Below are 25,402 nucleotides of genomic sequence, written 5' to 3'. Positions count from 1 at the left end.
GTCGACAGCGTGAACCGCAAACGGGGCATCACTCTCGATTACCGACCACCTCATCGTCCAGCTGCTTCTCCCGGATACAGATTCTCTCGTACGTGAAGGATCCAATAATCAGCAAAAATCCGATAGCGACACCAGGCAGGTAACGATATCCAGTGCTGAGAAGTACGGTCACTCCGCCGATGAAGTACAGGGCGACCGCGAAGAACACCTGAAAACCATTCAGATCAGTTCTACCTGCCACTACCGGGTTCCACCCCTCAGTTTCGCTCGCTTCTCCTGACCTTCCTTCCAGATCTGCCACCCTACTGTACCTTCCTCGTAGTTACTGGCGTTCGGGTAGTTCGTGCCCAAGGTAACCATTCCAGGCAGCTCGTCTTCCAACAGCCTGATCTGCCAACCTAGAAACAGTGGATCGCCCTCAGCGTAGAAATGAGCGTACTCACCCGTACTCCTGTTCTCCTTGTACGTAATCAAGCACTCCTCAGATTCATGGCAGAGTTCCAGGGTATCCTCACAGTGCATGAAATGGCTCGAGGTCCACTGCTCAGAATCGTAGTTCCTGCTGAGACATACATCGTAGGCAGTAGAGCCATTCACACTGATATCGGACACAGAGGTACTGGATGTACCTGTATTAACTATCAATCCCGTGGTGAGAACACCGATTAATACTCCGAAGAATACCCCGAGGGCAACTGGCATCCAATCACCTTCATAACCTATGATTTCACCGTCCTCGTTTCTCTCAAGTTCTTCCTCTGTAAGGCCCACTATCGGGTTTCACCTCCCATCTTCCGCTCAGCCACCAACCGGATCATCGAGACATCAGTAATGTGCCCACACTCGCTGCAGACAACCTTCACCCAGTCAATATGCGGCCTCTCCACAGAACTGACGTGAAGGTCGCTACCGCAGCCCTCACACGTAGGAGTCACGGAATACCACCCTGGACACGTTCACCGCAGAAACGGCACTTCACCGGCTTCCTACAGCTACACTGGATCCTGGCACCGCAGTTCTCACACTCAAGGTCATCCTCGGAGAAATCAAAGCCCTCCAGCGGGATCGTGGAGGCAATCGTATCACCCGCCACCAGGAACACAATCTCTTCCTCGAAGTTCACGAAACCACGCTCATACCCCCGAGCCAGTGTGTACGGTACCGCCTCCTCCAAAACATCCTGAGAAACACGGCTTCAGCGTCAATCCGCATCGTATGCCGGAGATCAGCGTGATACGACAAAGAGTAAGACTGCCCGTTAAACCGCTTCTCCAGAATCTTCACCCCGGATCTGAGGACTCCTCTTCTTCCAAGGCCTCCTGGAGTTCCTCAGCTGAATCAGAACCATCGCCACAAGCCACGCACTTCTCATCGTCGTCAGTCATAGTCTATACACTTCATACACCAGAATTACCAAACCCGATTTAAATAACTCAGGCGAACCCGGCCCCCACCAACTTTTGTAACAGCGAAATCACATCCCGCATACAGCTATGCCTAAATGCCCCGAATGCGGCCACACAGAGGAAGCCAGTCGTGAATGGCTTGATATCTACCAGAGCGGGGACTACGGATCGTCAGGACTCGTAGTCTGTCCCAGCTGCGACTGCGTACTCGGCGGAACCGTCACCGAGACCTATTACTAACAACCTCAACAAATACGAACCATGACCGGCACAATCTACGCCCCAGCCCCGATCAAATGCCGAGAATGCGGCGAAGAACTCGAAACCATCGAGAAAGGCCACCTACAAAGCCAGAACTGCACCGGCGAAGTCGACGACGTCGAAGATTACCGATCAAAGTACCCGGACGTACCAACACGCTCCACCGAAATGCGTGACAAGATCGTCGACGGCCTCAAAGACGAATAAACCAGTCCAGATTCCCATCGGCGGAAAGCACTTCCCGTGCCACTAATAAACACACAGTATGACTGGAGTAGAAATCTACCTCGCCGGAAAGGCCGTCGAAGGCGCAGCAAAAGGAATCGCCGGCACACTGACACAACACAGGCTCCAAAACGCAGCTAACCAGAAATCCCCTGATGTGAATCTTGAAAACTGCTTCAGGGGACCGGACGGAAAGCGGTACTGCGCTGTAGACGAAAAACTCGGCTCCCAAAAACGAGTGAACCATACAAGCATACGTGAGCCAGATCCCCTTCAGCCGCAGACTGAGATACCGCCAACTGACTTCACAGAACCTGCTGCAGAGCCCTGGGAGGAAGATTTCCAAACAGATTCTATCGAGATAGATAGCTTCTCAGACGAGAACACTACCTTCGACGACCCAACACGCTTCCAGCCTTCCTGAGCCTCGTCTTCACTGCAGATTTCCCTGTATCGACCAGATCCTTCACCGACTGAACTGTATCCCTGGCCTTGTCCAACACCGTTCTCTCCTGCAGCCTACGAGTCTTCCGCTGCTCCCGTAAAATCGCTTCAAGCAATTGATCCTGACGGCGATTACCCTGTTCAACAGTCTCCCTAAGACTCCCTACTTCAGACTCGACGTCACCGACCCGTTCCTGAACCAGGTCCTGCGTATCACGGACTTCCTCACTGAACCATTTCTCCACAGACTCCAGTTCCTGCTCCACACTCTGCACCTCTTCCACTACATCACTACGGAAACCATGGAACTCCTCTCTACTCGCATCCACCCGGTTCACAGCATCATCTACACGGTCCTCGACGTCATTGATCCACTCCCGGTTACTCTGCACGCCCTCCGAGATCCCATCAACCATCCCATTCACCCTGGTCAATTGAGACTCAAGAGAATCAACGTCCTCCTGCAGACCATCGACAGAAACCTCCAAGCCGTCGACCCTGTCCACGAGATCCTCGGCATCCAGTTCGACAACCTTCTCCAACTCACTCTGGTTCCGCCGGGTCCACTGAGCTGCGGTGAAATCCTGAGGCTTCACACCCAGTGTGGCCAACCACTTCACCGCCTGCTTCATATTCGTGATGTGCCCGGCACCGAACTGACTATGCGGAAACTCCCCTTCAGCAATATCATTACCTAACTCATCACTCGGGGATGTGTCGACGTGGAAAACCCGCTCACCACAGTCATTCTTCACTTCAAACAATGAATTAGGGCTGTCGTCCTGGAACTCCGGATTATCTTCAATCCACTCCGCGAACTCGTTCCTGACATCACCCCATTCCTGCGTACTCAACGGCATCGATACATCCAACGGCGCACTACGGACACTGACCGGAAACACAGACTCCAGCCAATCCAACGCCTCCCGCCGCGTCTCCCACCACTCATCCAAGACCTCGAAAATACCATCCTCGGACTCAGGAAGACTGAATCGGACAAGAACCGAGTTCTCGAACAAGATCAAACGGACAGACCCGTGATGCACCAACTCCCCGACCTCCGACTGCTCCCTGTGAGGTAACTCCTTACTCACCTCCTCCCAGTGAATATCCTTCGCACCCAAGACAGCACGCCGATCACCCCAAGAAAGACCACCCTCAGCCTCTCCAGACCCCCTTCTCACCAACTCCCTCGACCAGCACTTATGCGGACGAACACCACCCTCAGAACCAGAAACCGCAAAACCACGGCCCAACGAACCCGAATCCGAGAGCATATTCAGATTTAGAGGTATGTCAACCTCCCGGACCACGGCCCTTCCGTCATCGGTCACGGCATAATTAATAGCATTATCTGGATGATGGGGAATCTTCTTCAGTAAGCGTTGCTCGGTATGGTACTTCTTTGGAACATTCTTTTTCTCGCCGGACAACCCCTTCAGACGGCGTCGAACAGTAGTAGCAGAAAACTCGTCGTCAGTATACTCAGTGAGGTGGTCGGCCATCTTCTCGGGACTCCACCTGTTGGAGACCGCTTTCAACATCCAAGAGGAAATGGGGTCGACGTGGTGGGTGTAATCAGAATCCGTCGTCAGATCTGCGATTCGATACCACCCTGGCTGAGTTCATAGAAACGTGTTGAGTAACACTCAATTTTAAAACCTTCAAACGAAACCGGGGAACCAGGTAGCACTTTCCCGTGGAAAACCCGTTGGCCAACTCAATCAGTTATATTTGGTAAGGGCTCATCTCCCGCAATAATGGCAGATACATGGATCGGCGTCACCGACAGCCGACCCACCCCACTCCTGAACTCGCTTATCGCAACTATCGAAAGCGGCTACAAACCCGAGAAAATCCTGATCTTCGTACCCGAGGACGACAAAGAGATACTCTCCACCATCCGGCAACGCGTCGAAACCATTTGCCGCGAATACGACACAGACGCAGAACTCAATCTATCCACCACACCCAGCGTCAATAACCCGAAAGCCCTCTCACAGCACGTCTCAGAGACACTTCAGGAACAAGGGGATACGAACGCAGTCAGCATCTCAAGCGGCTCACGGCTAATCAACGCCTGCCTCATCGGAGCCAGCAACCAACTTGAACAGTTCCAACTCGACCATCTCTACACCCTGGAAGGGCCGGACCAAGCAAACCTGGAATCGACAATCTACCCGATGATTCCCCGGCCAGAAATGAACCTCATCGACTACCGGGAAAACTCAGATCTTGATCTTACCGGTCCAGGAGATCACGGATCCACCGACGATGTCTACAAGATCACCAGGGAACAGCTGCCACTCCTATTCAACGCACTGTACAGCACCGGGAACACCACCGTCTCCGTAGACCACAAATCCAACAGCATTTCTACCCTCTACCAGATCGAACTTGACCGAGGAAACCCGGCCTCCATCCGCTTCACCACAGACTCCGACCAGTACAAGTACGCAGTAATTGCGTACCTGCCCAAAACTCACGCACAATCACCGAATATCAGTGAAGGTCATTTCAGCATCAATCACCATCCACATATCACATTCATTTGCATATCCTCGGCAGTAACCTCCTCTGGAAGTAGCGGCGTTTTTAACCACCCATCGTTGTCCATTAGCTTTCCACGCGCCCAATTTATCATGTCGTGGGGGGACTGATACTCGCATATGGAATAGCATCAGATAGTAGGTGTCTGGTGCGTAGCTGTTGTTGCAGGGGCATTCATACTCTGCAATACCACCAAGCATGACTTCTGGCTTCACCTCATGGAAGTGGTCTTCTCCGCAGAGAATACAGTTCTCGTTGAGAAGCATATCGTCGAGCCCAGGCGCTTTCATTCGATATTCTTTGACCTCATCGATGTCCCCTCGTTTTAAGAATTCCACCTTGAGGAGAAACGCCTCGGGTTCATCCAGATAGATATGCCCACTATCAGCAGAGGCTTCCATCCTGACTTCATCTGTGACCAGGTTTAGCAATCCCTCTGTTAGCTCTTCTTTGTCAGCGACTCTCCCGTAATTCCCCTCTGGTGGGAGTCGATTGCAGATGTGCTGCGGGACATCCTGTTCCTCTCGAAGGCTCTCGAAATATTCTCCAACGTCTACTTATGTTGTTTTAGTCATTTTTATGTCGTTTTTCAGAGACGGTGGTGTCTCTCAGTTAGATTCTGCCGTTCTAAGCCGAAATCGGGTGCTGTCAGCAGGCCGCTACTCCTCTCACGACCCATTAGAAACGAGAATTTCACCGGATATAAGCTTAACTCGGGGTGACAATTCCAAAGGTTTGGAAATACTATTCACAACTCATAACCAAGATTAAAACTCTCTCCAAACCTTTGGAATGGGAAAGAATAATTAATGCGGATTATTTCAAGTTTAATTTATACAAATAATGGGGCGCACGACACCGGGCGCGAAAACGCGTTGACTCTATCTCGGTGGAATTTCGATATGTCCGTAATCTTCTGGGTATCGTTGTATGACATCGGATAACAATCTATGAGTCTCTTCAGGGTCGAATTTGTCGTCCCAAACACTCTTATTCCAATCCCACGCTCGCTGCCAGCCTCCATTTTGAAGTAGCGAACAGGAGACGCTCAAGACCTCAGGATATCGGGGCTCTCGTTCGCCTCGCTCAAGTTCAGATTGTATTTGGCGAATCTTCTCGTCCTGGGACGTTGCCTTGAATTTTCGCTCGCCGTGCATCCCGCTTGCACCGATATCATACTCTTGAATCTCTAACCAGCGCAGCGCATCTTCTCGATTGTCGCCATCTAATGCGAGTGTTCCAGCAGCGGCCTCCGCATCGAATTTATCGACGGTGAAAATGCGAGAGTTCCGACTCTGCCCACCGATGATTACAACTCGGTCGCCCAGCTGGTAGTTCCACTTATCAAAGTCAGGTTTTGAGAGGAGAACCGGCGCTTTGCGCCTAAACATTTCATACTCTCCGTCAGCACCACGAGCCGCGTAAACATAACTCGGGACATATATCTCCTGACTCTCAAGCTTCGTATATGGTCCACCAGTAGGTTCCAGAATACAGACCGAGCGTTCTCCGTCTTCGGTGAGGGCGTACGGTGAGAAATAGCGGTTTGTGTAGCTTTCATCGAACTCTGGAACCGCTACAGTCTCCACTGAATAATTTTGCTTTATATAGGCAGGGTGCAGCCGGGTCTCGTATTCATTAGGTAAAACGCTTCTATCGGCATTCCCTGCAACAAGACTATTCTTTTTCCTCTTATGTGGGATAGTATGAGGTAGTGCTAGAGGATGAGATTGGTTTCCAGCCGATGTCAGGTCAGCCCTCTTTGCATCCGATTGGATTGAGACCTTGGAAAGGTCAGTATCACGGTGGCGAGCACCGACTAGCCGGAATTGGCTTTTTGGCTTATACAGACTAACGTCAAGTTCGGCGTTCTCGGTTTGGTTGAACTCGATGACATCCGCTTTGAGGTCTTCTAGACATCTCTGAGCGACATAGTAATCCGTATGAAGATGGATTGAGCGTCCCCCTGAGTAGAGTAATTGGTATTCGTCTTGCTCAATTGCTAAGACTTCCTGAGCAAAGGTCATCAGCCAGCTAACGATTGTTTGGGCTGGGATTTTCTTCTCAAGTGCGTCACTCTCTGCAACGATAGTATAGGCGACGCGCCCGTCTTGTTCGCAGGATTCTTGAATTGTCTTTGCGCTGACCCCGAACTTTACCCGTTGTTGCTCTTTCCGGGTGAGAAAGTAAATTCCTGTACTGGCTGTCGTAGCGCTCTCTGGGATTGGTTCGCTTAGGTGTTGAAGTGCTGTTTGATGGAACTCTCCGTCTGTATAACGACCGTATCTGATATGTGGATAATAGATATCATCATCAAATCCAGGGTGAAGAATTGATTCCTCCCAGCCTGAGTCATCAATCGCTTGTTCTGCGGACTCTGAGGGGTCACTCGGTATCTTATTATGGGTTCGGGGCTTCTTGTCAGATGTCGGTGGCATACGATAACTCCTCACGCGATACAACGACAGGGAGTGTCATCGGCCTCCCCGACTGCTTTGCCCAGCAGCCCCGTCTGTAGCGCTCCCCTCTACAGACTATCCATTCCTCTATCATCGTTCGCGTTGTTCACGGCTAGGTCGTTCACCGATTTAACTCTTGTCAGGAATTATAGATAAAATCTAATGAGAGCCTCATTTCCGGGGTATCGAAACTGTCTCTCTTGTCGCTGATAACGGCTGAGATGCTAATACTCATAATAGGTCTCTGAGAGCATCACGTATCCTCCCAAGATGTGAGGCTCACGGACCACCAAACGGGACGGAATATACGTATGTCGCAGGAATTGAACCGGTCGGCTATCCAGAAACAGCAATTCGTTGTGGCCGCAAACAATGTACTAAGCCTGCGCTGGCTTTCCTCACCCGCGATGAGTACCCTGATTATCTGGATGGAGAGCGAATTTTCAGCCTCCCGGATAGAACGACCATGCGAGTGAAGGTGAAGCCTGAGTCTACCAAGTGGGTCAACCAACGAGAACCAGAACAGCCCGGTGACGCGATGGATTGGTAATCCAGAGTAAAATTCTCAAGCAGGCGCGGACGGAGAGCGAGGATGTTCTTCAATTCAGGTCGAACACCCATACTGGACGAAACAAAAGAGTCGCTCTGTGGGTTCCCCCATTTATACTATATTTACTACAGTCACTCGTCAACGACTTTCGTAATCAGATGTGGTCCCTCATACGCTGCCAAGATTCCATCTGAGTCATCGAGGTCGGGAGTCGTCGGTTGGCTCAACTCCCATCGAATCCAGTCCTCAAAACCCTCCTCAATGCTTTCGATTACGTCACCGTCTTCGATTACTCCGAGGTCGTGTAGCTCGCCGTCGTGGTACATCTGAAAAAGAATCCGCATTAGCTACTCCCCGTCCTCTGCCAGCGGAACGGCGTTGATGTAGTGGTTATTGAACGCTCTCCTCAGGTGGTCTTCATCGTCCAAATCATACGCTCCCTGCACCGTTTCCTCAAGTTCGCCGGTTGGGTCCTCGACTATCTCGCCGTCAGCAATCTTCCCAAGGACATCCCAGCCGTTCCTGTCTTCGTTGAGTCCCAGAAAGAGCAATGCCACGTCGAATCACCGTATTCAGTAATTACTCTGTTCCATCATAAGACTCCCGAGCAGCGGACTGATTCAGCATATCTTGGTCTGCAATGGCGTGAAGGTCCAAGCTGAAAGAACAGAGAACGCGTCAATCATCAATCGAATACCAATCATCATCGAGAACAACAATCCGTTCTCTGGAGCAATCACGAGAACATGGGGCTGAGATTTCAACGAGTGTTCGAGACCGGCTCTACTACTCCCCTATCCATACCAAGCGCTGGTCATCGCCCCGTCCGTGTCGCTCAATCTCATTCGTCACACGGTCGAGAACAAGCAACGATGCATTATGGCTTCCACCAGTCGGGTCGAATCCGTGTCTCTCTGTCCAATTGTCAAACTGCCTTCTCACTATCTCACCTTCGTTCCTGATGAGCCGGCGATAAACAGCTGGTTGTGAATCTGGGTTGTTTTTGAGTCGCTTGTAATGTCTCTCATCGGTTCCCGTTTTGAATGAATTAACCTCTGGGACAGAAGGCATACTTTCAGGCCGTGAATTGAGCGATACTCTAGAGCTGATGCCGTCCGTCTTTTTCTTCTCCTCGGTTTCCTGAGTCTCTTTACTAGATTCGACCTTCCGTATCCGAGCGTCACCATCAGATAGAACAGCCAGATTGAGTCGTGGATATCCATCATCTTCCATTGTTAGAAGCTCATCGAGCCGAACGAACCCATTCGAATTAACACGTATCTCGAAGTCATCCAGCCCATCGTACCGAACAAAAAATTCGCTGGTGTTCAGCCCGCCGAATGATTCTTCTAATAACGCAATCCCGTCTTCCCTGAATTCGATTTCATCCATCGTCGTTGTATGCCATGTAGTAGAGATGCTTAAAGATTCTCCAAGATACTTCGAGAATCTTCGCCCTCCCTTTGTTTGAGACGGCTGGTGAAGATAGGAACTCAACGTAACCAATGGGCTCGCAGAATCATTCGGTGAAAGTTATGAGCCAATCTATTCGATTCGCTCAGAAATGTGTGAGCTGTTGAGGGATTACCACCAGCGTACAGTCTGAGAGATTCAGAGTCGGGTGTCGAGCCCGGAGTCTTGAACCCAGTCGCGGTATGCTCCTTCGCTCAGGCCCTCAACGACTCGCCGGGACTCATCGCTATCGTAGTTCGCCATGACATAGCCATTCGAGTACGACGAAGCAATGTAGCGGAGGAGTTCGCGGCCATCCGTGTACTCGCTGATGATTGGGTCACGTTCATCCTGAATCCGGCCTCGTAGAGACTCAGCCGTTGGCGTCTCGCCTTTTACCTCACCCTCAATGGTGACTCGGGCGACCTCCTCAGGGTCCTCCCACGGCTTTCTGTAGATGATGACTTCGACCATTCTTCTCCCTTCTACAACCCGATTTCTTTGATGCAGTTCAGGTACTCCTCTTTCGCATCATCCCGGTCGATGCGAGTATAGATGTCCATCGTCTCGGTCTTGGCGTCACCACGGATGTATTTCAGAATGTACGGCTTCATCCCCTGCTTGCGCATCAGGGTCGTGAATACCGTTCGGAACGTATGAGGTGTGAACTTCTTCTCGAACCGCCGTTCTTCCTTGGGGGCGACGCCAGCGCGGTCTGCTGCGGCTTTTACTTCTCGTCGGATTCTTTCTTTACTGAGACGCCCTCCCAGATTGCTCGTGAAGAGATACGGAGAATCGGAATCGACGTTGATGAACTGATAGCGTTTGATAGCGTAGATTGTCTCGTCGTCAATGGGTACTACAGTCTGACCTCCGCCTTTGCGTTCTCGGAGTCGGATGAATCCCTTCTCTAAGTCTACGTCGTCCTCTTCGATTGAGAGAGCTTCGAGGAGACGGGCTCCCGTTTTCGCTAAGATGATGGCTACAGTTTTGTCTCGTGGGTCTGGAATGGCATGGATGAGTTTACAGGCATTCTCCCACGTCGCACAGTCCGGTCGGTCAGGGCGAACTCGAGATATCTCCTCCATCACGACCGCAGCGGGGTTACTCGTGATAGACTCGAACTCGTCCCGTTTTAGCATATAATTGTAGAAGCTGGAGAGGACTTCGAGATACTTCTTTTTCGAGTTCTGCGAGACACCTCGTTCGTCTAAGGCGATTACGTAATTCTCGACGTGTCCTGTTTTGATTTCGTCGGGATTGAGGTCTGGGAATTGGTCGTGATAGAACTCACGGAGAACCCGGCTGTACGAGTTGAGTGTTCTCGTACTGCGGTCTGTTGCCTTCTTCCGGGTGATGAAGTAGTTGACCTCGTCGTGCTTATTCTCATAGATTTTCGATGAACCGGGTTCAGCACCCATGCTAGTTCTCCTCCTTGAGCCGCCATCCGTGACCGCGTTGATATTCTACTTGCCCGTTCTCTGCCAGAGAGTACAGTCGATTCTCGATTTGCCCTTGCAGATGATTGGCTACATCGTCGCTGGCAGAGATTCGTTCGATGAGTTCGTCTAGCGATTGATACTGCTCGTTCAGAATTCGGGTTACGAGGTCATCGATACTGAGGTGAGTTCGACCGCCTCCCCCTTGTTGGGCTTGTTCGAGTTGAGCTTGGAGGTCGTCGATTTTGTTCTGGAGTTGCTTGACCGTCTGGTCTTGCGTTTGGATGAAGGGTGCGCCGCTATCTCGGTACATCCTGGCTTCCTGAATCAGGTCGTAGAGGTACCCACTGAGGCTGGACCCTTCGTGTTCGGCCTCTTCCCACCATTCTTCTTTGTGCTGTTTCGCGGGGAAGAGTTCGGCTCTCGTCGTGTTTTCGTGGAGTGTTTGGAAGCTCTGTTCGTCGTCAGAGCTGGCTAGAGATGCTTCTGTCATACGAAAATCGCCAAATAATCATTTGTCTGTTAGGTTAATGAGATTACCGGTAGAAACGCGTTCTATGTCCCGATTTCGGGGGAAAACAGACTTTCGGAATGGTTCGTTTCAGTCGTCGTTATGGCGCTGCCAGCGAGCTTCCTGGACGAGTTCGACCAGATACCGACTCAGGCTGATTCCTTGTTCTTCGGCTTCTTGCTGCCATTGACCTTTGTGCTGGCGGTGACAGTAGATGTCGACGCTGGTCATCCCCTCGCCTAATCCTTTGTTGTCGTCCATCGGTCGACGGGGCGCTAATGGTGCATCAGTCATCGAGAATCGCCATTTAACCAGATAGCTGTCAGGATGTTAATGATACTGCAGGACGCTATCGGCTCCGATTATGATGGGGACAGAGGACCCGTGCGTTTTCGAGAACAGTCTGGCCGCCCTGTGAGTGTTCCTCGATGTGGTCGGCGTCCCAATTACTCCAAGACACTTTTGCCTCCTCTTCGGTTTTCCCTTCCTCTGCGCACATCTCGCAGATACGGTCACTCTCGATGAAGAGCTTAATTCGCTGCGCTCGGGAGAATGCCCGTTGGCTGTCCGTCTCTTGAATATCGGGCTCTGTCTCCCAGAAGGCGTTTTCGAGGATGTAGTGTCGCTTGTTGACTGCTCCTCGGTTCTGCTGGCGAGCCTCCTTGAATTGGAGCATTTCGCTGTCGTCTGTATCCTCAACTTCGAACCGCTTGAACCACTCCTCGGTGAAGTCCCGAACCTCGTCGTAGTTGTCTCGCCCGAAGTTGTAATCGCCGTACTCTAACTCACGGATGAGCGAATACAGGCTGAGGATGAAGTACTCCTTGTTTAGGAACTCTATTTCTCCGTTCCCGTTCTTCAGGTCGGTATCTCGGTACAGTTCCGTAAGGAGGTCGAGCATCCGCTGAACGCGCTGAATCTCATCGCGTTGTTTGAACTCCTCTAAGTCCTCGTGGACAGTGAACCCCTCTCGCTTGCAATCGAATAGTTTGGTGACCTCCTTCCCGGTGACCTTCGTCGGGCCTTCATCAATCTCAATCAGGATGAAGCGAGCAAGGAGTGAGAGTTGCTGAAGTCGGTCGTTGTTCCGAGCGAGAAGCGTGAAGAACTCGTGGCGATTTGGGTTGTCGTTGCGGCTTTCGTAATTCTCTCGGTCGAAGCTGATGTCGTCGGCTGTCCGGACGATGAAGTTCCGAACGGGGCTGTAGGTCTTACTGTGGTTCTTCTCGATGTTGGTCAGGTGTTCGCCCTGCTGGAGTCGCCAGAATACCTTCGTCGCTAACTCCTGGTGGCGCTTGTCGTCGGGGTCGTCGATACCCCGAAGCTTGATGACTTTGAGCGAACACTGAGAGTCGATATACTCCTGGACGTCCTCGCTAAGTTCGGAGTATCGTTTCCCAGCAATCTCGTGTTCCGGGTTGAGTTCACGGAGTTCGGGGCTATCGGGGAGTGAGAATTCGTCCTCGAAGAACTCTTGAATCGCGGTGATTCGCTGTTGGCCGTCGACGACTTCGAGACGGAGGTCGTTACCGTCGAGGACAACTTGTCGGATTACAACAGGCGGGACGTAGAGTTGGCGAACGAAGCTATCGATTAGTTCCTTCTTCTTTCCGGTATCCCAGACGGTCTTTCGCTGGTAGGGTGGCCGCTTAACGAAGTATTCGCTATCGCTGTGGAACTTGCTGATGTCCCAGTCTTCGTCATTCGAATTGAGAGGGTCATCGACGTAGATTGCCATACTATTGCTGTACAGACATTACCATTATAATAGTGTCCTGTCGCTACGATGGCGGTCGATTCTTAGACTGACGAAGTTTCCTCTATCTGGTCGCGGAGGAGGTCGAGAAAATCAGGGTCGTAGTCTTCATCGACGTGGTTCACATTCCACAGTCCGGATTCGCGGATTTTCTTGCTCCGACTATGATTTCCCAGCCAATTATCTGCGCGAGCATCAACGGCCTCTCGCTGGTAGTTACTGAGGAGCGCAATCGTGTTTCGTTCGATGTAGGCCCGTTGACTCTCGGCGCTTGGTTCGTCGTCAACGTTGAGCCAGAGGAACGGCAGGTCCCGAAGATAGCCGCTTACTCGCCGCTCCATCTCAAGTTCATCAAGTCGGCGTTCCCGCTTTGCGCTTGACCCCTTGCCCCAATGGGGATACTCATCATTCAGGGAAGCACGCTCAACGAATGCCTCACCGACTCGTTTCCGGAAGACGGAGCCTCGGTGGTTCCCGCCGCCTTCGTAGGTTCCCCGCTTTGCTCCGCGATGTGTTCTGAGTCGGTCCCAGAGCGAGGTACTGCTTCCCTCGGAGACAGCGTGAGTCCCGATGCGAGTAATTCGGAGTTGGTCGTCGGCGTCGCGGTGTTCGTCTGGTGTAAAGAAAAAGTAGACCCCTCGGTCGGGCCAGTCCATATAGCCGGTACAGTCCTTGAGCTTCTGTTTCCCGCCGACAGTCTCCTCAAGCTTTTCGAGTAGATGGTACAATCGGTCGATATCGCGTTGACGTTCCATATTGAATAGGCGTAGATACTCGGACGATGATACAAAGAGGTTAGTCTGGTATCTCGCTTCGGCTACCTCTGCGTATCTGAATCAGCGAAAAAGTCGTTATAGCGGGTTTCCATCTGTTCTCTAAGCCCAACTACGTGCTCTCTGAAGTCCGGTACTGAATTCAGCCGACCAATGCCCTCGACTACATTGTCGTACATTTTCGAACTCTGCTGTTCCATTTTCTCTTCCCAGTCATCTTCCCCAATAACTACCGGTTCTCCCATATCATCCGGGTCTACGTGCTCGTAGGACAGAATATGGTCGAATGCATCCTCAACACCTTTACGACCTCCAGAATCGATTATCCTCGCCAAGCCGTTAATTCGTCGACTATCTCGGCGCTCGGTGATAACCCACAGCTCAATGAGCATTCGAGTAATGCGCGAGACGGCCCACTGTTCGTCATTTTCTGCTGCCGAGATAGCTACAGAGGTCAAGTCTGATTCTAAATTCGAGGGATACGGACGGTCGAACGCCCAGCAGGTAGATACGTAATGACCGATAGTTTTCTCAAACCGGTCGTGAAGGTCCCGATACTCTCCGTCCTTAATTTGGCCGCTCTTTTCCTCAAACACCTTCGACCAAGTGTCTCGAAGGTACGCAAATAGGTTGTCGACGATGCTTTCCTCCCAACTCCGGTGTTCGCCCTCGTGCTCGAAATCTCGAGTGATGGTGAAGGCAAACGATTTCATGTAGATAACCGTCGAGTTGGCAATCCCTGGAACGTCGTATTTGATGCTGGCTTCGAGGATATGCTTGAATCGTGCGTAGTAGCCTTTATCCAGTCTGTCCCGCTGATACGCTTGTTCACAAAGGTACTGGAGTGTTTTCGCTGCTTCACCGCCCACACTAGACAATCGATTTTCTGCTGCTACTGTTGCTATCTCCTTTTGACTGAGGACAATCTGATAGAGTGTTTTATCGGTCCCGTTTTCGACGGCAGAGTCAATAAGTCGCTTCCAGTAGTCGAACAGGTCCCGCTGATGGAAACTAACATCTCGACGTTCCTCTTCAGTGAGTTCGCCGTATTCGGTCAGTATCTTCTGGCTAGCCTTGTCCAAAGTGTGGATAGCGTATAACGCCGTGTGATTATCGTTGTCCTCGAACGCCCGTTGACCAATCTGGAAAATCTCTAATACAGGGCTCCGGGCGGTGGGACCGTTCTCTTGCAGTTCTTCGGAAAAACTCCGATACGCTTCAAAAGACACGTCCTCAAGCAAATCATCGAGTATCGATTCAGGGTTCAAATAATTGAGCATATCGTCCTTGACCTCAATAACCGAAAGGAAACTGAACGTCGCACCACCGGTTCCGGCAGCGATGAGCAGAACAAGTCCGAATAAGGGGAGTCGCCCCGTGAGTGGGTACAATTCAGGAATGAGAAGCATAGCAATCAGAGCAAGAGCGATTGAAGCTCCGAAACGCAGAATCGTACTCGTGAGGAATTCGTCTTCTTCGAAGCGTCGTCCAATTAGGGGAGTGAACTGGTTAGCAGCGATTTGGACACTCAATAGGCCGACCGAGACGATAATCGCTAACAGGGATGCCTGTGCGAGTGCTAAGACTTGGAACAACGATGAGATGGAGTCGGCAGGGAGAATCAACAAGAGACCGGATGAAAGTAGTCCAATAAGGAGACTCACCCCGAGATTGAATCGCGGGAAATCAGGGAGAGCGCGAAAGTCCATGCTTAGCTGAATGTTCCGGTGAATCTTCAAGAAACCGTAGGATGTACGATTCACCCGGTAGCAACTGAAATCATGGAACTGGACGTCCTCGTCGTGTCACCTTGCTCTGGAAGCAAGCGATACGAGGCAGTAGCTGACTGTAGACGGGTCGACGAGAAGTCAAGGGAGGTATTGGTTGAGGAGTTCCCCGAGTCTGTGGCTCCGGCGGCTGAGATGTACACGGGGAGGGAACACGGACATACCCAGTCTGCCGTAGAGCGGCTTTCGGAGGTCGCCAACGTTGATTGGTGTATCATCTCCGCCGGATTTGGAGTGCCCTCCTCCAGTACAGAGATTCCCTCCTACGAGCGCACATTTAACGAGATTGAGCAGGTTCGAGAACGAGCGGAGGGATTCGGATTTGACGTAGGTGAGATGACCAACAACGAGTTGATAGACGCCGTCAGTCGAGAGAAGAATATCCCTCAAGACCTCCGGCAAATCCTTGCCAAAGGCTACGACTTGGTCTTCATCGCATTGGGGACCAAGTATCTGATTGCTGCTCAGGACGCGTTAGCCTCGGTGCCGGAGGAAACTACTGCATTCGCGTTTGCGTCCAAGGGTAGCAAGAAATTCATCGGAGATTGTTACTGGATGCCGGCGACTGAGGAAGAGCGGAGTCGCCTTGGGACAACGTGGCTTGAACTGAGAGGGAGAGAATTACTCACCTTAGCACAGAATATCAGGAACGAGGAGCATTTTGAACAATTGCGAGACGCGCCTGAGAAGGCAAAGAAACTGAGTATATCATAGCGTTATGTAACCTGTCAAATTCCACTGAGGTACGGAACATCTACGATAGAGGCCAATAAGAGGAGAGTCCCAATTAGTATTAGACCTCCAATCCGAAGCGGTTTCGAGTATCCACTTTCCTTATCAGGCAGCATAAGACTGAAACCGCCAAATGAAACGAGTATACCACCGATTAGTGTGATAATGAGCGACCTCGCTTCGGAAACTGAGCTCGTGATTTCTGTAACTTGGACAGAGGTCACTACGACAGCGAGAAGGGCTGTAAAGAATCCAATGAACTGTAACGTCTGAGTGCGATATTTTTCTACCGCATCCTCAAGTTTAGATTCTATACTATTGTATTTCTCATCCAGAGATTCGTATTGCTCTTCGAGAGAGTCGTGCTTCTCTGAGATTTCCTCAAGTTGGTCTTGGGCCTTCTCGTATTGAGATTCTATCTTCTGTATCTTCCTTTTCGACTTGATTGTTCTCAGGATACTCCTAAAGGAGGCCGTATTAGGTCGTCTTTGTGTTTCTTCATCTAGTCGGAGTTCGATAGCTCGTTGAACATTCCGCTCAGCTTCGTCCAACTCGCCACGAAGAGAATACACCCGCCCCAGTGTCGCATAGTATTCGGCTTCGGTAGAATCCTGCCGAACAGCTTTCTCGGCGTACTCTAGTGCGAGTTCGCTAACATCACTATCGCCTATGTCCAAATCGATGGATTCGATGCCAAATTGGTCGTCAACTTCGACTACCTGAGCTGCGAAATTATCGTAAATAGATGGATTCTCTATTTGCGCATCTACCGCTTCATACGCTAACTGAATCCCTGTCTGCCGATGTCCACGCTCATACCCGTAGCGATACAGTAGTGAGCGGAAATACGGCTTCGTGGGTCTGTCTGGAACTAAGTCCCGATAATCTTCATCTAGCCCAGAGAGCGTGTTGAAGTCGGAAGGGTCTGGGTGTATTGCACGCTTTATCATCAAGACGAACAGCCCGAATCTGATGTCATCCGTGTCAGCGTCCGTTTCAATAGAATCTGCGCTTAGCAGGTCGTCTATAGTATCCCAGAACGTATCGCTAGCAAATCTAGTGAGATAATTTTCGTATTCGTATCCACCCTCTTGCAGCGCACCTTGCTCCACGTGTTCGTAAATATCTTCGAGAAATTCGATGATATCTTCTGGATTATCCCGAGCGACAACACCTAAATTATCGAAATAATCGTCTTCCACCTGTTGTATGGGCCTGAGAGACATATATTCACTCTTGTCGACTGGACAAAACCACCACGGTATTATTATTCTACGGATGAATGACGATTCCAGCAAACTGTGGCTCTACTTTTCGGTAGCGTGCAACACTCCCGAGAGCTGGAGAGGAATTCCACAACATAGGGCGCATCTGAGAGGACATCCCTTCGCAGTCTATCGATTTGAGTGAGAATCGAATTTTCTTCTATAAAATCTTTCGTAAGCCGGTAATAGTTACTGGTTCGAGTGCGTGTTCGTCCAAAAAGCGTGCAAAGCAGTTTACTTTGTTTGGGTAGTGTGGATTGCTGCCTTCAGTCGAAACGGGTTCCAATACATAGGGCGCATCGTCCGGCGTATCCCATCGTCGTCTGTCGGTTTGAATGAGAACTGAATTTCATCTATAAATAATTTTGTGAGTCGGTAATAATTACTGGTTCGAGTGCCGAGGCCGTTTTCGCGATACCCGTGGCTGTGCGGCGGGAAACGACGTGAGAAGTCTGTTAGTCGATGTGGCCTTCTTCGCGGAGCTGTTCTGCTGCCTGGTCGTCGTAGCGCCATTCGACGTTGGCTTTCTCGTCCTGCCAGTCCCAGGGTTCGGCGAGGACGACGTCGCCCTCCTCGATCCAGACGCGGTACTTCATGCGGCCGGGGATGCGGCCCATGCGTGTTTTGCCGTCTGCGCACTGGAGTTCGACGTGGTTGCCCCCGTTGTGTTGGGAGACCACGGCGAAGACTTCGTCGTCGTTTGGCATCCGGAGGTTCCGGCGGCCACTTTCTTCACTCACAGTTTAGTTTGGGTGGGGAGACGGTAAAGTCATCCGATATGTGTGGTAGCACGGCTCGTAGTGGCAACACCCAGTATAAACATGAACATTTATGATAGTCTCGCGTGTGGGAGTACTCGTGATGTTATCCGTACACGCACTCGCACGCCAGCACGCCCCCGACAGCCCCGCCCGCTATCCACCCGAGTCACCACCACCCAGATGAGTCAGAGCACGACACCGACCGCGACGCCCGCATCGACGACCGACCACCCCACCATCGAGGACGCGACCTCGTGGGTCGAGCGCTGTCAACACCAGTTCGGTTCCTCCGAACGCCGCCTCCACAACCTCGTCGACGAGGAGAACCACGCGATGTACGGCGGCGTGTAGGTCGTAAAAGCCTAAGGTCGTCGTGTGACGAGAACCGAGTGATGCGTCGTCGCGCCCTCCTCACGTCGCTCGCCTCCGGCGCGCTCGCCGGCCTCGCCGGGTGCGCGGACTCCAGTACGCCCGCAGAGACGTTGACGGCGGGCGCGACCCGCGAGTTCGTCGCGTCGAGTCCCGACGCCGAAGTCGCCGGGAACTGGCTCGCGGAGGAGTTCCGAGCGCAGACCGAAACCTCGCTCTCCTGGGAGACGCCGCCGGGCGCGCTGTCCGCGTACGTCGCCCGCCACCTCCAGGGCGCGGCGGTGGACGCGGACGCCTTCCTCGGCGTCACGCCGTCCGCGCTCGCCACCGCGCGCGACCGCACCGACGGCCTGTTCGCGGCCGCGAACGGCTACGACCGCGTGCTGGACGCGTACGAGTTCGACCCCGAGGAGCGCGTGCTCCCGGTCACGCGCTCGGACGTGTGTCTCGTGTACGACGAGACGCGAATAGACCCGCCCGCGTCGTTCGCGTCGTTCTTCTCCCCGGAGTACGCGCCGCTCACGCTCGTCCCCGACCCCCGGACGGACGCGCTCGGCCGCGCGTTCTTCGCGTGGTCGGTGCGCGAGTTCGGCCTGGCGGACGCCTGCGAGCGCTGGCGCGCGTTCCTGGACGCGGGCGCCCACCTCGTCGCGTCGAGCACGGCCGCCCGCACCGCCTACCGGAACGGCCTCGGCGCGCTCCTCGTCGGCACGTCCACTACGACCCTGTTCGCCGCGCGCGACCGCCTCGACCTCGAACGCTACCGCGTGCAGTTCCTCGACGGGGCGGCCTACCGACACGTCGAGGGCGTCGGCCGGTTCGCGGACGCCGCGAACCCCGAGAACGCGGACGCCTTCACGGAGTTCCTCCTCGAACCGAACGTCCAGGGCCGCCTCGCGGTGCTCACCGGCGCGCTCCCCGTCATCGAGGACGCCGCGCTCCCCGAGGACTTCGACCAGTACGTCCGCACCCCGGACGCCACCGTCAACCCCGCCTACGACGTGCTCGCCGCCTCCCTCGACGACTGGCTCGCCGCGTGGCAACGCACCGTCACCGCCGCGCGCGCCTAACCGACACAACCGACTTATCCCGGGGCCGCGTTCTGACGCGTATGGCGAACGACAACACGCTCATCAACGCCCTCATCGGAGCCGCGGTCACGGTCGTCCTCTCCTTCACGGGCGTTTCACCCGTCCTCGGCGGCGCGGCCGCCGGCTACCTCCAGGCGAACGGCCCGGGAGACGGCGCGCGCGTCGGCGCGATATCGGGACTCGTCGCCTCCCTCCCCATCATTCTCGTGCTCGCGGTGTTCTCCGCCGCGCTCCCCTTCGTCCCCATCGAATTCGCCGCGCTCGGCATCGTCGCCGTCCTCTTCGTCGTCGTATTCGTCGTCGGCATCACGGCCGCCCTGAGCGCCGCCGGCGGCTACATCGGCGGCTACCTCGAAGAAGAGTACTAGGCGGCGACCACGGAGAACGACACGTCCCGCTCGCGGATATCGACGAACAGCCCGGACGAATCACTCGCCCACTCCGTCCACTCACGCGTCCCTTCCGGCCCGTTCTCGACATCGACGCTGACGCGAACCGTCGACCCGTCGACGGGGTTTTCGTACGTTCGAGTCGCCCCGACGGCTATCGAAACCGTGTCGGCGAGTACTCGCGTGTCGTCCTTGCGAACGACCCGAACAGTGACCGTCACCTCGCTTGAGGTGTGGTTCGTCAGGGAGAGGTCGGTGACGCCGGTTTCCCGCGACGAACTACACCCGGCGAGTGCGAGTGCGGCGAGCGGCGCGGTTCGAACGAACCACCGACGGGTGATGGGCATCTTCCCGGAGAAACAGTCAGTAGGCGGAAGTGTCTTCTGGTGGTTACTGGTTCGTGGAGATGACTTCGACCACGTCGCCGGTTTCGAGTTCGGTGTCCGCGCCGATCTGGCGGTCGGTCCGGCAGTCGATGGCGTGGAGGAAGCCGTCGCCGATGTCGGAGTGGAGGTGGTAGGCGAAGTCCTCGGCGGTCGCGTTCGCGGGGAGGACGAAGCAGTCGGGGAACGGGCCGTTCGTCCAGTTCCCGTTCGCGCTCCCGGGGAAGACGGCGACGGCGTCGAGTTCCTCGAACAGCGCGGCTTCGAGCGCGCGCTGGACGCCGGAGCCGTCGAACTCGGAGACGAACTCCCGAATCTGTTCGAGGCCCGCGGCTTGCTCGTCGCTCACGTCGCCCGTGATCTCGAAGTCGCTCGCGCCCGGCGTGTACTCCACGACGCCGTTCTCCTCGGCGGTCTTGAGCGCTTTCTCGGCGTGCGCGCTACACGGGACGATGGTGAGGTGGTCGTAGTCGGGGTCGCTCGTAATCTCCTCGTAGTTCGCGCGGGCTTCGGGCGTGTCCATCTTGTTCGCCGCGACGACCATCGGCTTCGTGCGCTTGCGGATTTCGCGGGCGAGTTCGAGTTCGTCCGCGTCGTCCCACGTCTCGGGGTCGAGTTCGAGGCCGAGCGAGAGAATTACCTGTTTGATCTCGTCCTTGTTCGTGCCGAACGCGCTCATCTGCTCCGCGAGTTCGACTTCGAGTTCCGTCTCGGCCATGTGCCGGGTCTCGAAGCGCTCGATACCCTTCTCCAGAATCCCGAGGTACCATTGGTCGAGTTCCGCTTCGAGGAAGTCGATATCGTCGCGGGGGTCGTGGCCCTCCGTGGGTTCGCCCTCCATGTCCGTCTCCCCGGAGAAGTCCACGACGTGCACGAGCACGTCCGCCTCGTTCAGGTCGGTGAGGAACTGATTCCCGAGGCCCTTCCCCTCGTGCGCGCCCGGAATCAAGCCCGCCACGTCCACGAGTTTCACGGGGACGAAGCGCTTGTCGTCCCGGCAGTAGCCCGTGTTCGGCTCGCACGTCTCGTCGAAGTCCGGGGCCGCGCAGTCCACGCGAACGTACGCCTCGCCGAGGCTCGGGTCGATGGTCGTGAAGGGGTACGCGCCCTCCGGCACGTCACCCATCGTCGCCGCGTTGAAGAACGTGGACTTCCCCACCGAGGGCTTGCCCACGAGACCGATCTTGTAACTCATTACCCGAAAGAGACGATTCGCGCCTAAACGGGTTCTGAAACACCCGGTGGCGTGTCACTCGCTACCAGAAGGCGAAGAACCGAGCGTTAGTCGTCGTCGCTGTCTTTCATGTCGCTGAGCGCGTCCACGAGCGCGTCCGTGTCGTCGCCGCCCTCCAGCGCGACTTCGCCCTCGTGGTCGTTCTCGTGGACGTTCACGCCCGCGTCCTCGTCCACGTTCGCGCTCTGGTCTTTCTGCTCGGACTCGTCGTAGCTTCCGAAGCCCATTGGGTTCGGGAGAACGCGACGGGGACGGAAGAACCCCCCGGATACGCCCGGCCGTGCCATGGCTCCGCGTCCCGAACCCTCATTCCGGCCGCCGCCCATCGGAGCGTATGGAGAAAGTCAGTCTCGACGACGCCTTCGACTCGTTCAGCGAGCAGTGGAGTCCGCGCGTGCTCGCCGAGGCGAACGACCAGCACGTGAAGGCCGCGCGATTGGAGGGCGAGTTCGTCTGGCACGCCCACGAGGACGCGGACGAACTGTTCTACGTCCTCGACGGCCGCCTCACCATCGAGCTCCGCGACGGCGACTCCGTCGAACTCGCGGCGGGCGAACTCGTCGTCGTGCCGGCGGGCGTCGAACACAGACCGGTCGCGCGCGACGGCGAGGCGAAAGTCCTCCTCGTCGAACCCGCGGGCACCCTGAACACGGGCGACGCCGACGCGTCCGAGCGAACCGTCGAGAACCCGGAGCGGCTCTAACGGACGGTGTTTTCGAGGGTGCCGACGCCCTCGTACGTAATCGACACCTCGCTCCCGGGTTCGACGGTTCCGGGGTTCGCGGGACTGCCGAACGCGACCACGTCACCGGGCTTGAACGTGAACCGCTCGCTGAGGAAGGATACTATCTCGTGCGGGTCGAACAGCATCAGTTCGGTGTTGGACTCCTGGCGGCGCTCGCCGTCCACGACGGTGTGCATGTCGATACTCGTGGGGTCGAGGTCGGTCTCTATCCAGGGGCCGAGCGGGCCGGAGCCGTCGAACGCCTTCCGGGCGGTGCGGCCGGGCTGGTCGAGCGCGTCCACGTCGTTCATGATGGTGTACCCGCGCACGACCTCGGGAACGTCGTCCTCGGAGACGTTCGTGCACTCCTCGTCGATGACGGCGGCGAGTTCGCCGGCGTACGTCACCTCCTCGGAGAAACTCGGGTACGGGATTTCGTCGCCGGGGCCGATGACGGACACCGGGGGCTTGATGAAGAAGTCGGGCTGGTCGGGGCGCTCGTACTCCATCTGGTCGAGCGTCGCCGCGTAGTTCCGGCCGACGCAGTAGAGCGCCGACGGCGAACACGGCGCGAGCAAGTCCTCGGTGGGCACGTCGTGCTCGGCGTCAGCGGTGACGAGCGCGCCGTCCTCGTAGCGTCCCTCGACGACCTCGCCGTCGATGCGGGCGCGAGCGAGTTTCATGCGCTCGGGTTCGCGGGAGGCCGCCGTAGGCGTTGCGCTCCCGACACCGCCTTGCCAGTGCGCGCCCTCCCGGCGAGTATGAGCCTGAACGAGCACGCGAAACGCGTGTACAACGTCGCGCCCGACCCCGTCGCGTTGACGTTCGCCGACGGAGAGACGCACGAGTTCGAAATCGAGAGCGCGGAGTTCTTCCAGGAGGACTTCCAGGGCGAAGCCGCCCGAGTGGACGACGACGCCGACTACCGCCTGGTGACGGACGGCGACGACCTCGTGGTCGGACGGAACGCGGGCGACGGCTGGGCGACGTTCGGCGTCGTCACCGACGTAGCGCGGGCGTAGCCGACTGCGTCAACCCTAACTTATCCGAGTCCCTGACATGGGTATGAACCGACGCGCGTTCCTCGGCGCGGTGGGCGGCGCGGCCGCCGCCGGACTCGCCGGCTGTCTCGGCGGGAGCAGTGGAAGCGGCACGTCCGCGCTCTACCACGCGGGGAACCTAGAGGCGACGTTCGTCCGGAACGGCGACTACCCCGACGACCCCGACCCCGCGGACGGCCTGCCGCCCGAGTTCGACGACCCGCCCGCGGAGCGCTCCATCGACACGGACGCGTTCGAGACGCTGGACGTCGAGGGCGAAACCGTGAAACTCGCGCCCATCGACGTGGCGAAGTACTGGTACGACCGCGGCGAGGCGCGGTTCGTGGACGCCCGCCCGAAGACCCAGTACGAGCACTCACACATCTACGGCGCGGTGAACAGTCCCGCGCAGACGCAGGCGTCCGGCGGCCCCGTCGAGGGCTGGCCGACGGACGACCGCGTCGTCGCCTACTGCGGCTGTCCCCACCACCTCTCCTCCATCCGGGCGTCCGCCCTCCAGTCCGCGGACTACACGGACGTGTACGTCATCGACGAGGGGTTCTGGACGTGGCACGACCAGAGCTATCCGATGGCGGGCACGGACTTCGAGAAACCGGCCGCCTACCACATCGACGGCCGCGTCGACGCCGCGTACGGCGGCGAGTACGCGTGGGCGACCGCCGTGGAGTCCGGCCAGCAGGAGGCCGCGCCCATCGGCGACGACGGCTTCTACGAACTCCACCTCCGGTTCGACGACATCACGGACGCGACGACGGTGCGGGTGGACACGCCCGCGTACAGCGTCACCGGCGAACTCGCCGACCTCGTCGCCGGCACCGTCACCGGATAGACCGTTCTTTTTCGGGGTGGCGGGCGAAGCCCGGGCGTGCTCGCGACCGTCGCCCTGCTCGTCGTTGGCGTCGCGATGCTCGTGTTCGGCGGCGACCGCGCCGTCGAGGGCACGAGCGCGCTCGCCCGCCGGTACGGCGTCTCCACGTTCTTCGTCGGCATCACCGTCGTCGCCGTCGGCAGCAGCCTCCCCGAGATAGCGACCGCGATATACGGGTCGCTGTACGGCGCGGGCGACCTCGTGGTCGGCCACATCGTCGGCTCCGCCACGTCCCAGATAACGCTCGGCATCGGCGTGGTCGCGCTCGTCGGCCCGCTCGTCGTCTCCCGGGGGAAGGTCGCGGCGTACGGCGGCGGGATGCTCGCCGCGATGACGGTGATGGCCGCGCTCGTCGCGACCGGCGGCGGCGTCAGCCACCTGGAGGGCGTGCTCGCGGTCGCGCTCTACGTCGTGTTCCTCGCCGCACTCTACGAACACGAGGACTACGGGGGGCTGGCCGAGCGCACGAGCGACACGACGCGCGCCCGCGCCGCGCTCCGCACCGTCGTCGGGCTGGCGCTCGTGGTCGCGGGCGGGCACGTTCTCGTGTCCAGCGGGCGCGCGCTCGCCGTCGAGACCGGCGTGCCGGCGTACCTCGTCGGCGTCGTCACCGGCCTCGGCACGACGCTCCCCGAGATTACGGTCGCCGTGCTCGCGGTGCGCCGCGACCGCGAGGGCATCGCCGTCGGCACCCTCCTCGGGAGCAACATCACCGACCCGCTGTTCTCGCTCGGCGTCGGCGCGGCCGTCGGCGGCCTCGCCGTCTCCGGGAACGTCCTCCTCCCAATCGCGTACATGACCGGGGTGTCGGCGGTCGTGCTCGCGTTGCTCGCGCGGGAGGGCGCGATGGAGCGGCGGAGCGCGCTCGCCTGTCTCCTCTGCTACCTCCCCGCCGTCCTCCTCTAGGCGGCC

At 56.0% G+C, this 25,402-nt stretch carries 32 protein-coding genes; 11 read left to right on the top strand and 21 right to left on the bottom strand.

Features of this window, described 5'->3' with window-relative positions; genetic code table 11:
• Nucleotides 1-28: 28 nt before the first annotated feature.
• The 3 genes from LI334_RS03010 to LI334_RS03000 all read right to left on the bottom strand — a co-directional run bounded on the left by LI334_RS03010 (nt 29) and on the right by LI334_RS03000 (nt 1,123).
• Entirely contained in the window at nt 29-241 is a 213-nt protein-coding gene (locus tag LI334_RS03010; RefSeq protein WP_227261695.1) for a hypothetical protein, read from the bottom strand.
• The gene (locus LI334_RS03005; RefSeq protein WP_227261694.1) at nt 241-771 is read right to left on the bottom strand and encodes a hypothetical protein; all 531 of its coding nucleotides are present in this window, start codon (nt 769-771) and stop codon (nt 241-243) included. The genes LI334_RS03010 and LI334_RS03005 overlap by 1 nt, the downstream gene beginning before the upstream one ends.
• A 160-nt stretch (nt 772-931) precedes the next feature.
• Complete coding sequence (locus LI334_RS03000; protein WP_227261693.1) at nt 932-1,123, bottom strand: hypothetical protein; 192 nt, start codon at nt 1,121-1,123, stop codon at nt 932-934.
• A gap of 544 nt (nt 1,124-1,667) precedes the next feature.
• Between LI334_RS03000 and LI334_RS02995 the strand changes: the two genes are divergently transcribed.
• Both LI334_RS02995 and LI334_RS02990 read left to right on the top strand, forming a co-directional pair.
• Nucleotides 1,668-1,874 (top strand): hypothetical protein, encoded by a 207-nt coding sequence (locus LI334_RS02995; protein ID WP_227261692.1) that lies wholly within the window; start codon nt 1,668-1,670, stop codon nt 1,872-1,874.
• Nucleotides 1,875-1,932: 58 nt separating this feature from the next.
• A complete protein-coding gene (locus LI334_RS02990; RefSeq protein ID WP_227261691.1) occupies nt 1,933-2,316 on the top strand; it encodes a hypothetical protein in 384 nt (127 codons plus the stop codon).
• On the opposite strand, the gene LI334_RS02985 is transcribed toward LI334_RS02990, so the two are convergent.
• The gene (locus LI334_RS02985) at nt 2,279-3,841 is read right to left on the bottom strand and encodes a hypothetical protein (protein ID WP_227261690.1); all 1,563 of its coding nucleotides are present in this window, start codon (nt 3,839-3,841) and stop codon (nt 2,279-2,281) included. The genes LI334_RS02990 and LI334_RS02985 overlap by 38 nt on opposite strands.
• A 255-nt stretch (nt 3,842-4,096) precedes the next feature.
• Between LI334_RS02985 and LI334_RS02980 the strand changes: the two genes are divergently transcribed.
• Nucleotides 4,097-4,996 (top strand): hypothetical protein, encoded by a 900-nt coding sequence (locus tag LI334_RS02980; protein WP_227261689.1) that lies wholly within the window; start codon nt 4,097-4,099, stop codon nt 4,994-4,996.
• 771 nt (nt 4,997-5,767) lie between these two features.
• Here the strand turns inward: LI334_RS02980 and LI334_RS02975 are convergent.
• From LI334_RS02975 to LI334_RS02925, 11 genes are all read right to left on the bottom strand, one after another.
• A complete protein-coding gene (locus LI334_RS02975; protein ID WP_227261688.1) occupies nt 5,768-7,324 on the bottom strand; it encodes a hypothetical protein in 1,557 nt (518 codons plus the stop codon).
• Between the two features lie 702 nt (nt 7,325-8,026).
• Nucleotides 8,027-8,221 (bottom strand): hypothetical protein, encoded by a 195-nt coding sequence (locus LI334_RS02970; RefSeq protein ID WP_227261687.1) that lies wholly within the window; start codon nt 8,219-8,221, stop codon nt 8,027-8,029.
• A 21-nt stretch (nt 8,222-8,242) separates the two neighbouring features.
• Nucleotides 8,243-8,452: a hypothetical protein gene (locus LI334_RS02965; protein ID WP_227261686.1), complete on the bottom strand. Its 210-nt coding sequence runs from the start codon at nt 8,450-8,452 to the stop codon at nt 8,243-8,245.
• A 229-nt stretch (nt 8,453-8,681) separates the two neighbouring features.
• Nucleotides 8,682-9,287, bottom strand: coding sequence for a hypothetical protein (locus LI334_RS02960; RefSeq protein ID WP_227261685.1), 606 nt, complete (start codon nt 9,285-9,287; stop codon nt 8,682-8,684).
• A gap of 219 nt (nt 9,288-9,506) precedes the next feature.
• Nucleotides 9,507-9,821 (bottom strand): hypothetical protein, encoded by a 315-nt coding sequence (locus tag LI334_RS02955; protein ID WP_227261684.1) that lies wholly within the window; start codon nt 9,819-9,821, stop codon nt 9,507-9,509.
• Between the two features lie 11 nt (nt 9,822-9,832).
• Nucleotides 9,833-10,768, bottom strand: a complete 936-nt coding sequence (xerA, locus tag LI334_RS02950; RefSeq protein ID WP_227261683.1) for a site-specific tyrosine recombinase/integron integrase — start codon at nt 10,766-10,768, stop codon at nt 9,833-9,835.
• 1 nt (nt 10,769) lies between these two features.
• On the bottom strand, nt 10,770-11,279 hold the full coding sequence (locus LI334_RS02945) for a hypothetical protein (protein ID WP_227261682.1): 510 nt from the start codon (nt 11,277-11,279) through the stop codon (nt 10,770-10,772).
• A 108-nt stretch (nt 11,280-11,387) separates the two neighbouring features.
• Entirely contained in the window at nt 11,388-11,558 is a 171-nt protein-coding gene (locus LI334_RS02940; protein ID WP_227261681.1) for a hypothetical protein, read from the bottom strand.
• Between the two features lie 88 nt (nt 11,559-11,646).
• A complete protein-coding gene (locus tag LI334_RS02935; protein ID WP_227261680.1) occupies nt 11,647-13,035 on the bottom strand; it encodes a GmrSD restriction endonuclease domain-containing protein in 1,389 nt (462 codons plus the stop codon).
• 62 nt (nt 13,036-13,097) lie between these two features.
• The gene (locus LI334_RS02930) at nt 13,098-13,808 is read right to left on the bottom strand and encodes a hypothetical protein (RefSeq protein WP_227261679.1); all 711 of its coding nucleotides are present in this window, start codon (nt 13,806-13,808) and stop codon (nt 13,098-13,100) included.
• Nucleotides 13,809-13,870: 62 nt separating this feature from the next.
• Nucleotides 13,871-15,535, bottom strand: a complete 1,665-nt coding sequence (locus LI334_RS02925; protein ID WP_227261678.1) for a hypothetical protein — start codon at nt 15,533-15,535, stop codon at nt 13,871-13,873.
• A gap of 72 nt (nt 15,536-15,607) precedes the next feature.
• Between LI334_RS02925 and LI334_RS02920 the strand changes: the two genes are divergently transcribed.
• The gene (locus tag LI334_RS02920; protein WP_227261677.1) at nt 15,608-16,327 is read left to right on the top strand and encodes a hypothetical protein; all 720 of its coding nucleotides are present in this window, start codon (nt 15,608-15,610) and stop codon (nt 16,325-16,327) included.
• Nucleotides 16,328-16,341: 14 nt separating this feature from the next.
• Here the strand turns inward: LI334_RS02920 and LI334_RS02915 are convergent, their stop codons facing one another.
• Nucleotides 16,342-17,547 carry a tetratricopeptide repeat protein gene (locus LI334_RS02915; protein ID WP_227261676.1) on the bottom strand — a complete coding sequence of 402 codons (1,206 nt, stop codon included), beginning with the start codon at nt 17,545-17,547 and terminating at the stop codon, nt 16,342-16,344.
• Between the two features lie 518 nt (nt 17,548-18,065).
• A complete protein-coding gene (locus LI334_RS02910; protein ID WP_227261675.1) occupies nt 18,066-18,350 on the bottom strand; it encodes a translation initiation factor eIF-1A in 285 nt (94 codons plus the stop codon).
• Nucleotides 18,351-18,551: 201 nt separating this feature from the next.
• On the opposite strand from LI334_RS02910, the gene LI334_RS02905 reads away from it, so the two are divergent.
• From LI334_RS02905 to LI334_RS02895, 3 genes are read left to right on the top strand one after another with little or no spacing between them, the layout of a single operon-like run.
• Nucleotides 18,552-18,722 carry a hypothetical protein gene (locus LI334_RS02905; RefSeq protein WP_227261674.1) on the top strand — a complete coding sequence of 57 codons (171 nt, stop codon included), beginning with the start codon at nt 18,552-18,554 and terminating at the stop codon, nt 18,720-18,722.
• A gap of 41 nt (nt 18,723-18,763) precedes the next feature.
• A complete protein-coding gene (locus LI334_RS02900; protein WP_227261673.1) occupies nt 18,764-19,810 on the top strand; it encodes an extracellular solute-binding protein in 1,047 nt (348 codons plus the stop codon).
• A 41-nt stretch (nt 19,811-19,851) separates the two neighbouring features.
• Nucleotides 19,852-20,199: a DUF5518 domain-containing protein gene (locus LI334_RS02895; protein WP_227261672.1), complete on the top strand. Its 348-nt coding sequence runs from the start codon at nt 19,852-19,854 to the stop codon at nt 20,197-20,199.
• Here the strand turns inward: LI334_RS02895 and LI334_RS02890 are convergent.
• The 3 genes from LI334_RS02890 to LI334_RS02880 all read right to left on the bottom strand — a co-directional run bounded on the left by LI334_RS02890 (nt 20,196) and on the right by LI334_RS02880 (nt 22,064).
• Nucleotides 20,196-20,567 (bottom strand): hypothetical protein, encoded by a 372-nt coding sequence (locus tag LI334_RS02890; RefSeq protein WP_227261671.1) that lies wholly within the window; start codon nt 20,565-20,567, stop codon nt 20,196-20,198. The two genes, LI334_RS02895 and LI334_RS02890, sit on opposite strands and share 4 nt — an antisense overlap.
• 43 nt (nt 20,568-20,610) lie before the next feature.
• Nucleotides 20,611-21,798, bottom strand: coding sequence for a redox-regulated ATPase YchF (locus LI334_RS02885; protein WP_227261670.1), 1,188 nt, complete (start codon nt 21,796-21,798; stop codon nt 20,611-20,613).
• Nucleotides 21,799-21,884: 86 nt separating this feature from the next.
• A complete protein-coding gene (locus tag LI334_RS02880; RefSeq protein WP_227261669.1) occupies nt 21,885-22,064 on the bottom strand; it encodes a DUF5786 family protein in 180 nt (59 codons plus the stop codon).
• A gap of 107 nt (nt 22,065-22,171) precedes the next feature.
• Between LI334_RS02880 and LI334_RS02875 the strand changes: the two genes are divergently transcribed.
• On the top strand, nt 22,172-22,540 hold the full coding sequence (locus LI334_RS02875) for a cupin domain-containing protein (RefSeq protein ID WP_227261668.1): 369 nt from the start codon (nt 22,172-22,174) through the stop codon (nt 22,538-22,540).
• Here the strand turns inward: LI334_RS02875 and LI334_RS02870 are convergent.
• A complete protein-coding gene (locus tag LI334_RS02870) occupies nt 22,537-23,244 on the bottom strand; it encodes a fumarylacetoacetate hydrolase family protein (protein ID WP_227261667.1) in 708 nt (235 codons plus the stop codon). The genes LI334_RS02875 and LI334_RS02870 overlap by 4 nt on opposite strands.
• A gap of 78 nt (nt 23,245-23,322) precedes the next feature.
• Here LI334_RS02870 and LI334_RS02865 point away from each other — a divergent pair, with 78 nt between their 5' ends.
• From LI334_RS02865 to LI334_RS02855, 3 genes are read left to right on the top strand one after another with little or no spacing between them, the layout of a single operon-like run.
• Nucleotides 23,323-23,583 carry a hypothetical protein gene (locus LI334_RS02865; protein ID WP_227261666.1) on the top strand — a complete coding sequence of 87 codons (261 nt, stop codon included), beginning with the start codon at nt 23,323-23,325 and terminating at the stop codon, nt 23,581-23,583.
• Nucleotides 23,584-23,626: 43 nt separating this feature from the next.
• A complete protein-coding gene (locus LI334_RS02860) occupies nt 23,627-24,451 on the top strand; it encodes a rhodanese-like domain-containing protein (protein WP_227261665.1) in 825 nt (274 codons plus the stop codon).
• A gap of 36 nt (nt 24,452-24,487) precedes the next feature.
• Nucleotides 24,488-25,396: a sodium:calcium antiporter gene (locus LI334_RS02855; protein ID WP_227261664.1), complete on the top strand. Its 909-nt coding sequence runs from the start codon at nt 24,488-24,490 to the stop codon at nt 25,394-25,396.
• Nucleotides 25,397-25,402: the final 6 nt, after the last annotated feature.

This window comes from Salarchaeum japonicum, from assembly GCF_020614395.1.
Lineage (GTDB): Archaea > Halobacteriota > Halobacteria > Halobacteriales > Halobacteriaceae > Salarchaeum > Salarchaeum japonicum.
This window is presented reverse-complemented; position numbering and strand designations above follow the sequence as displayed.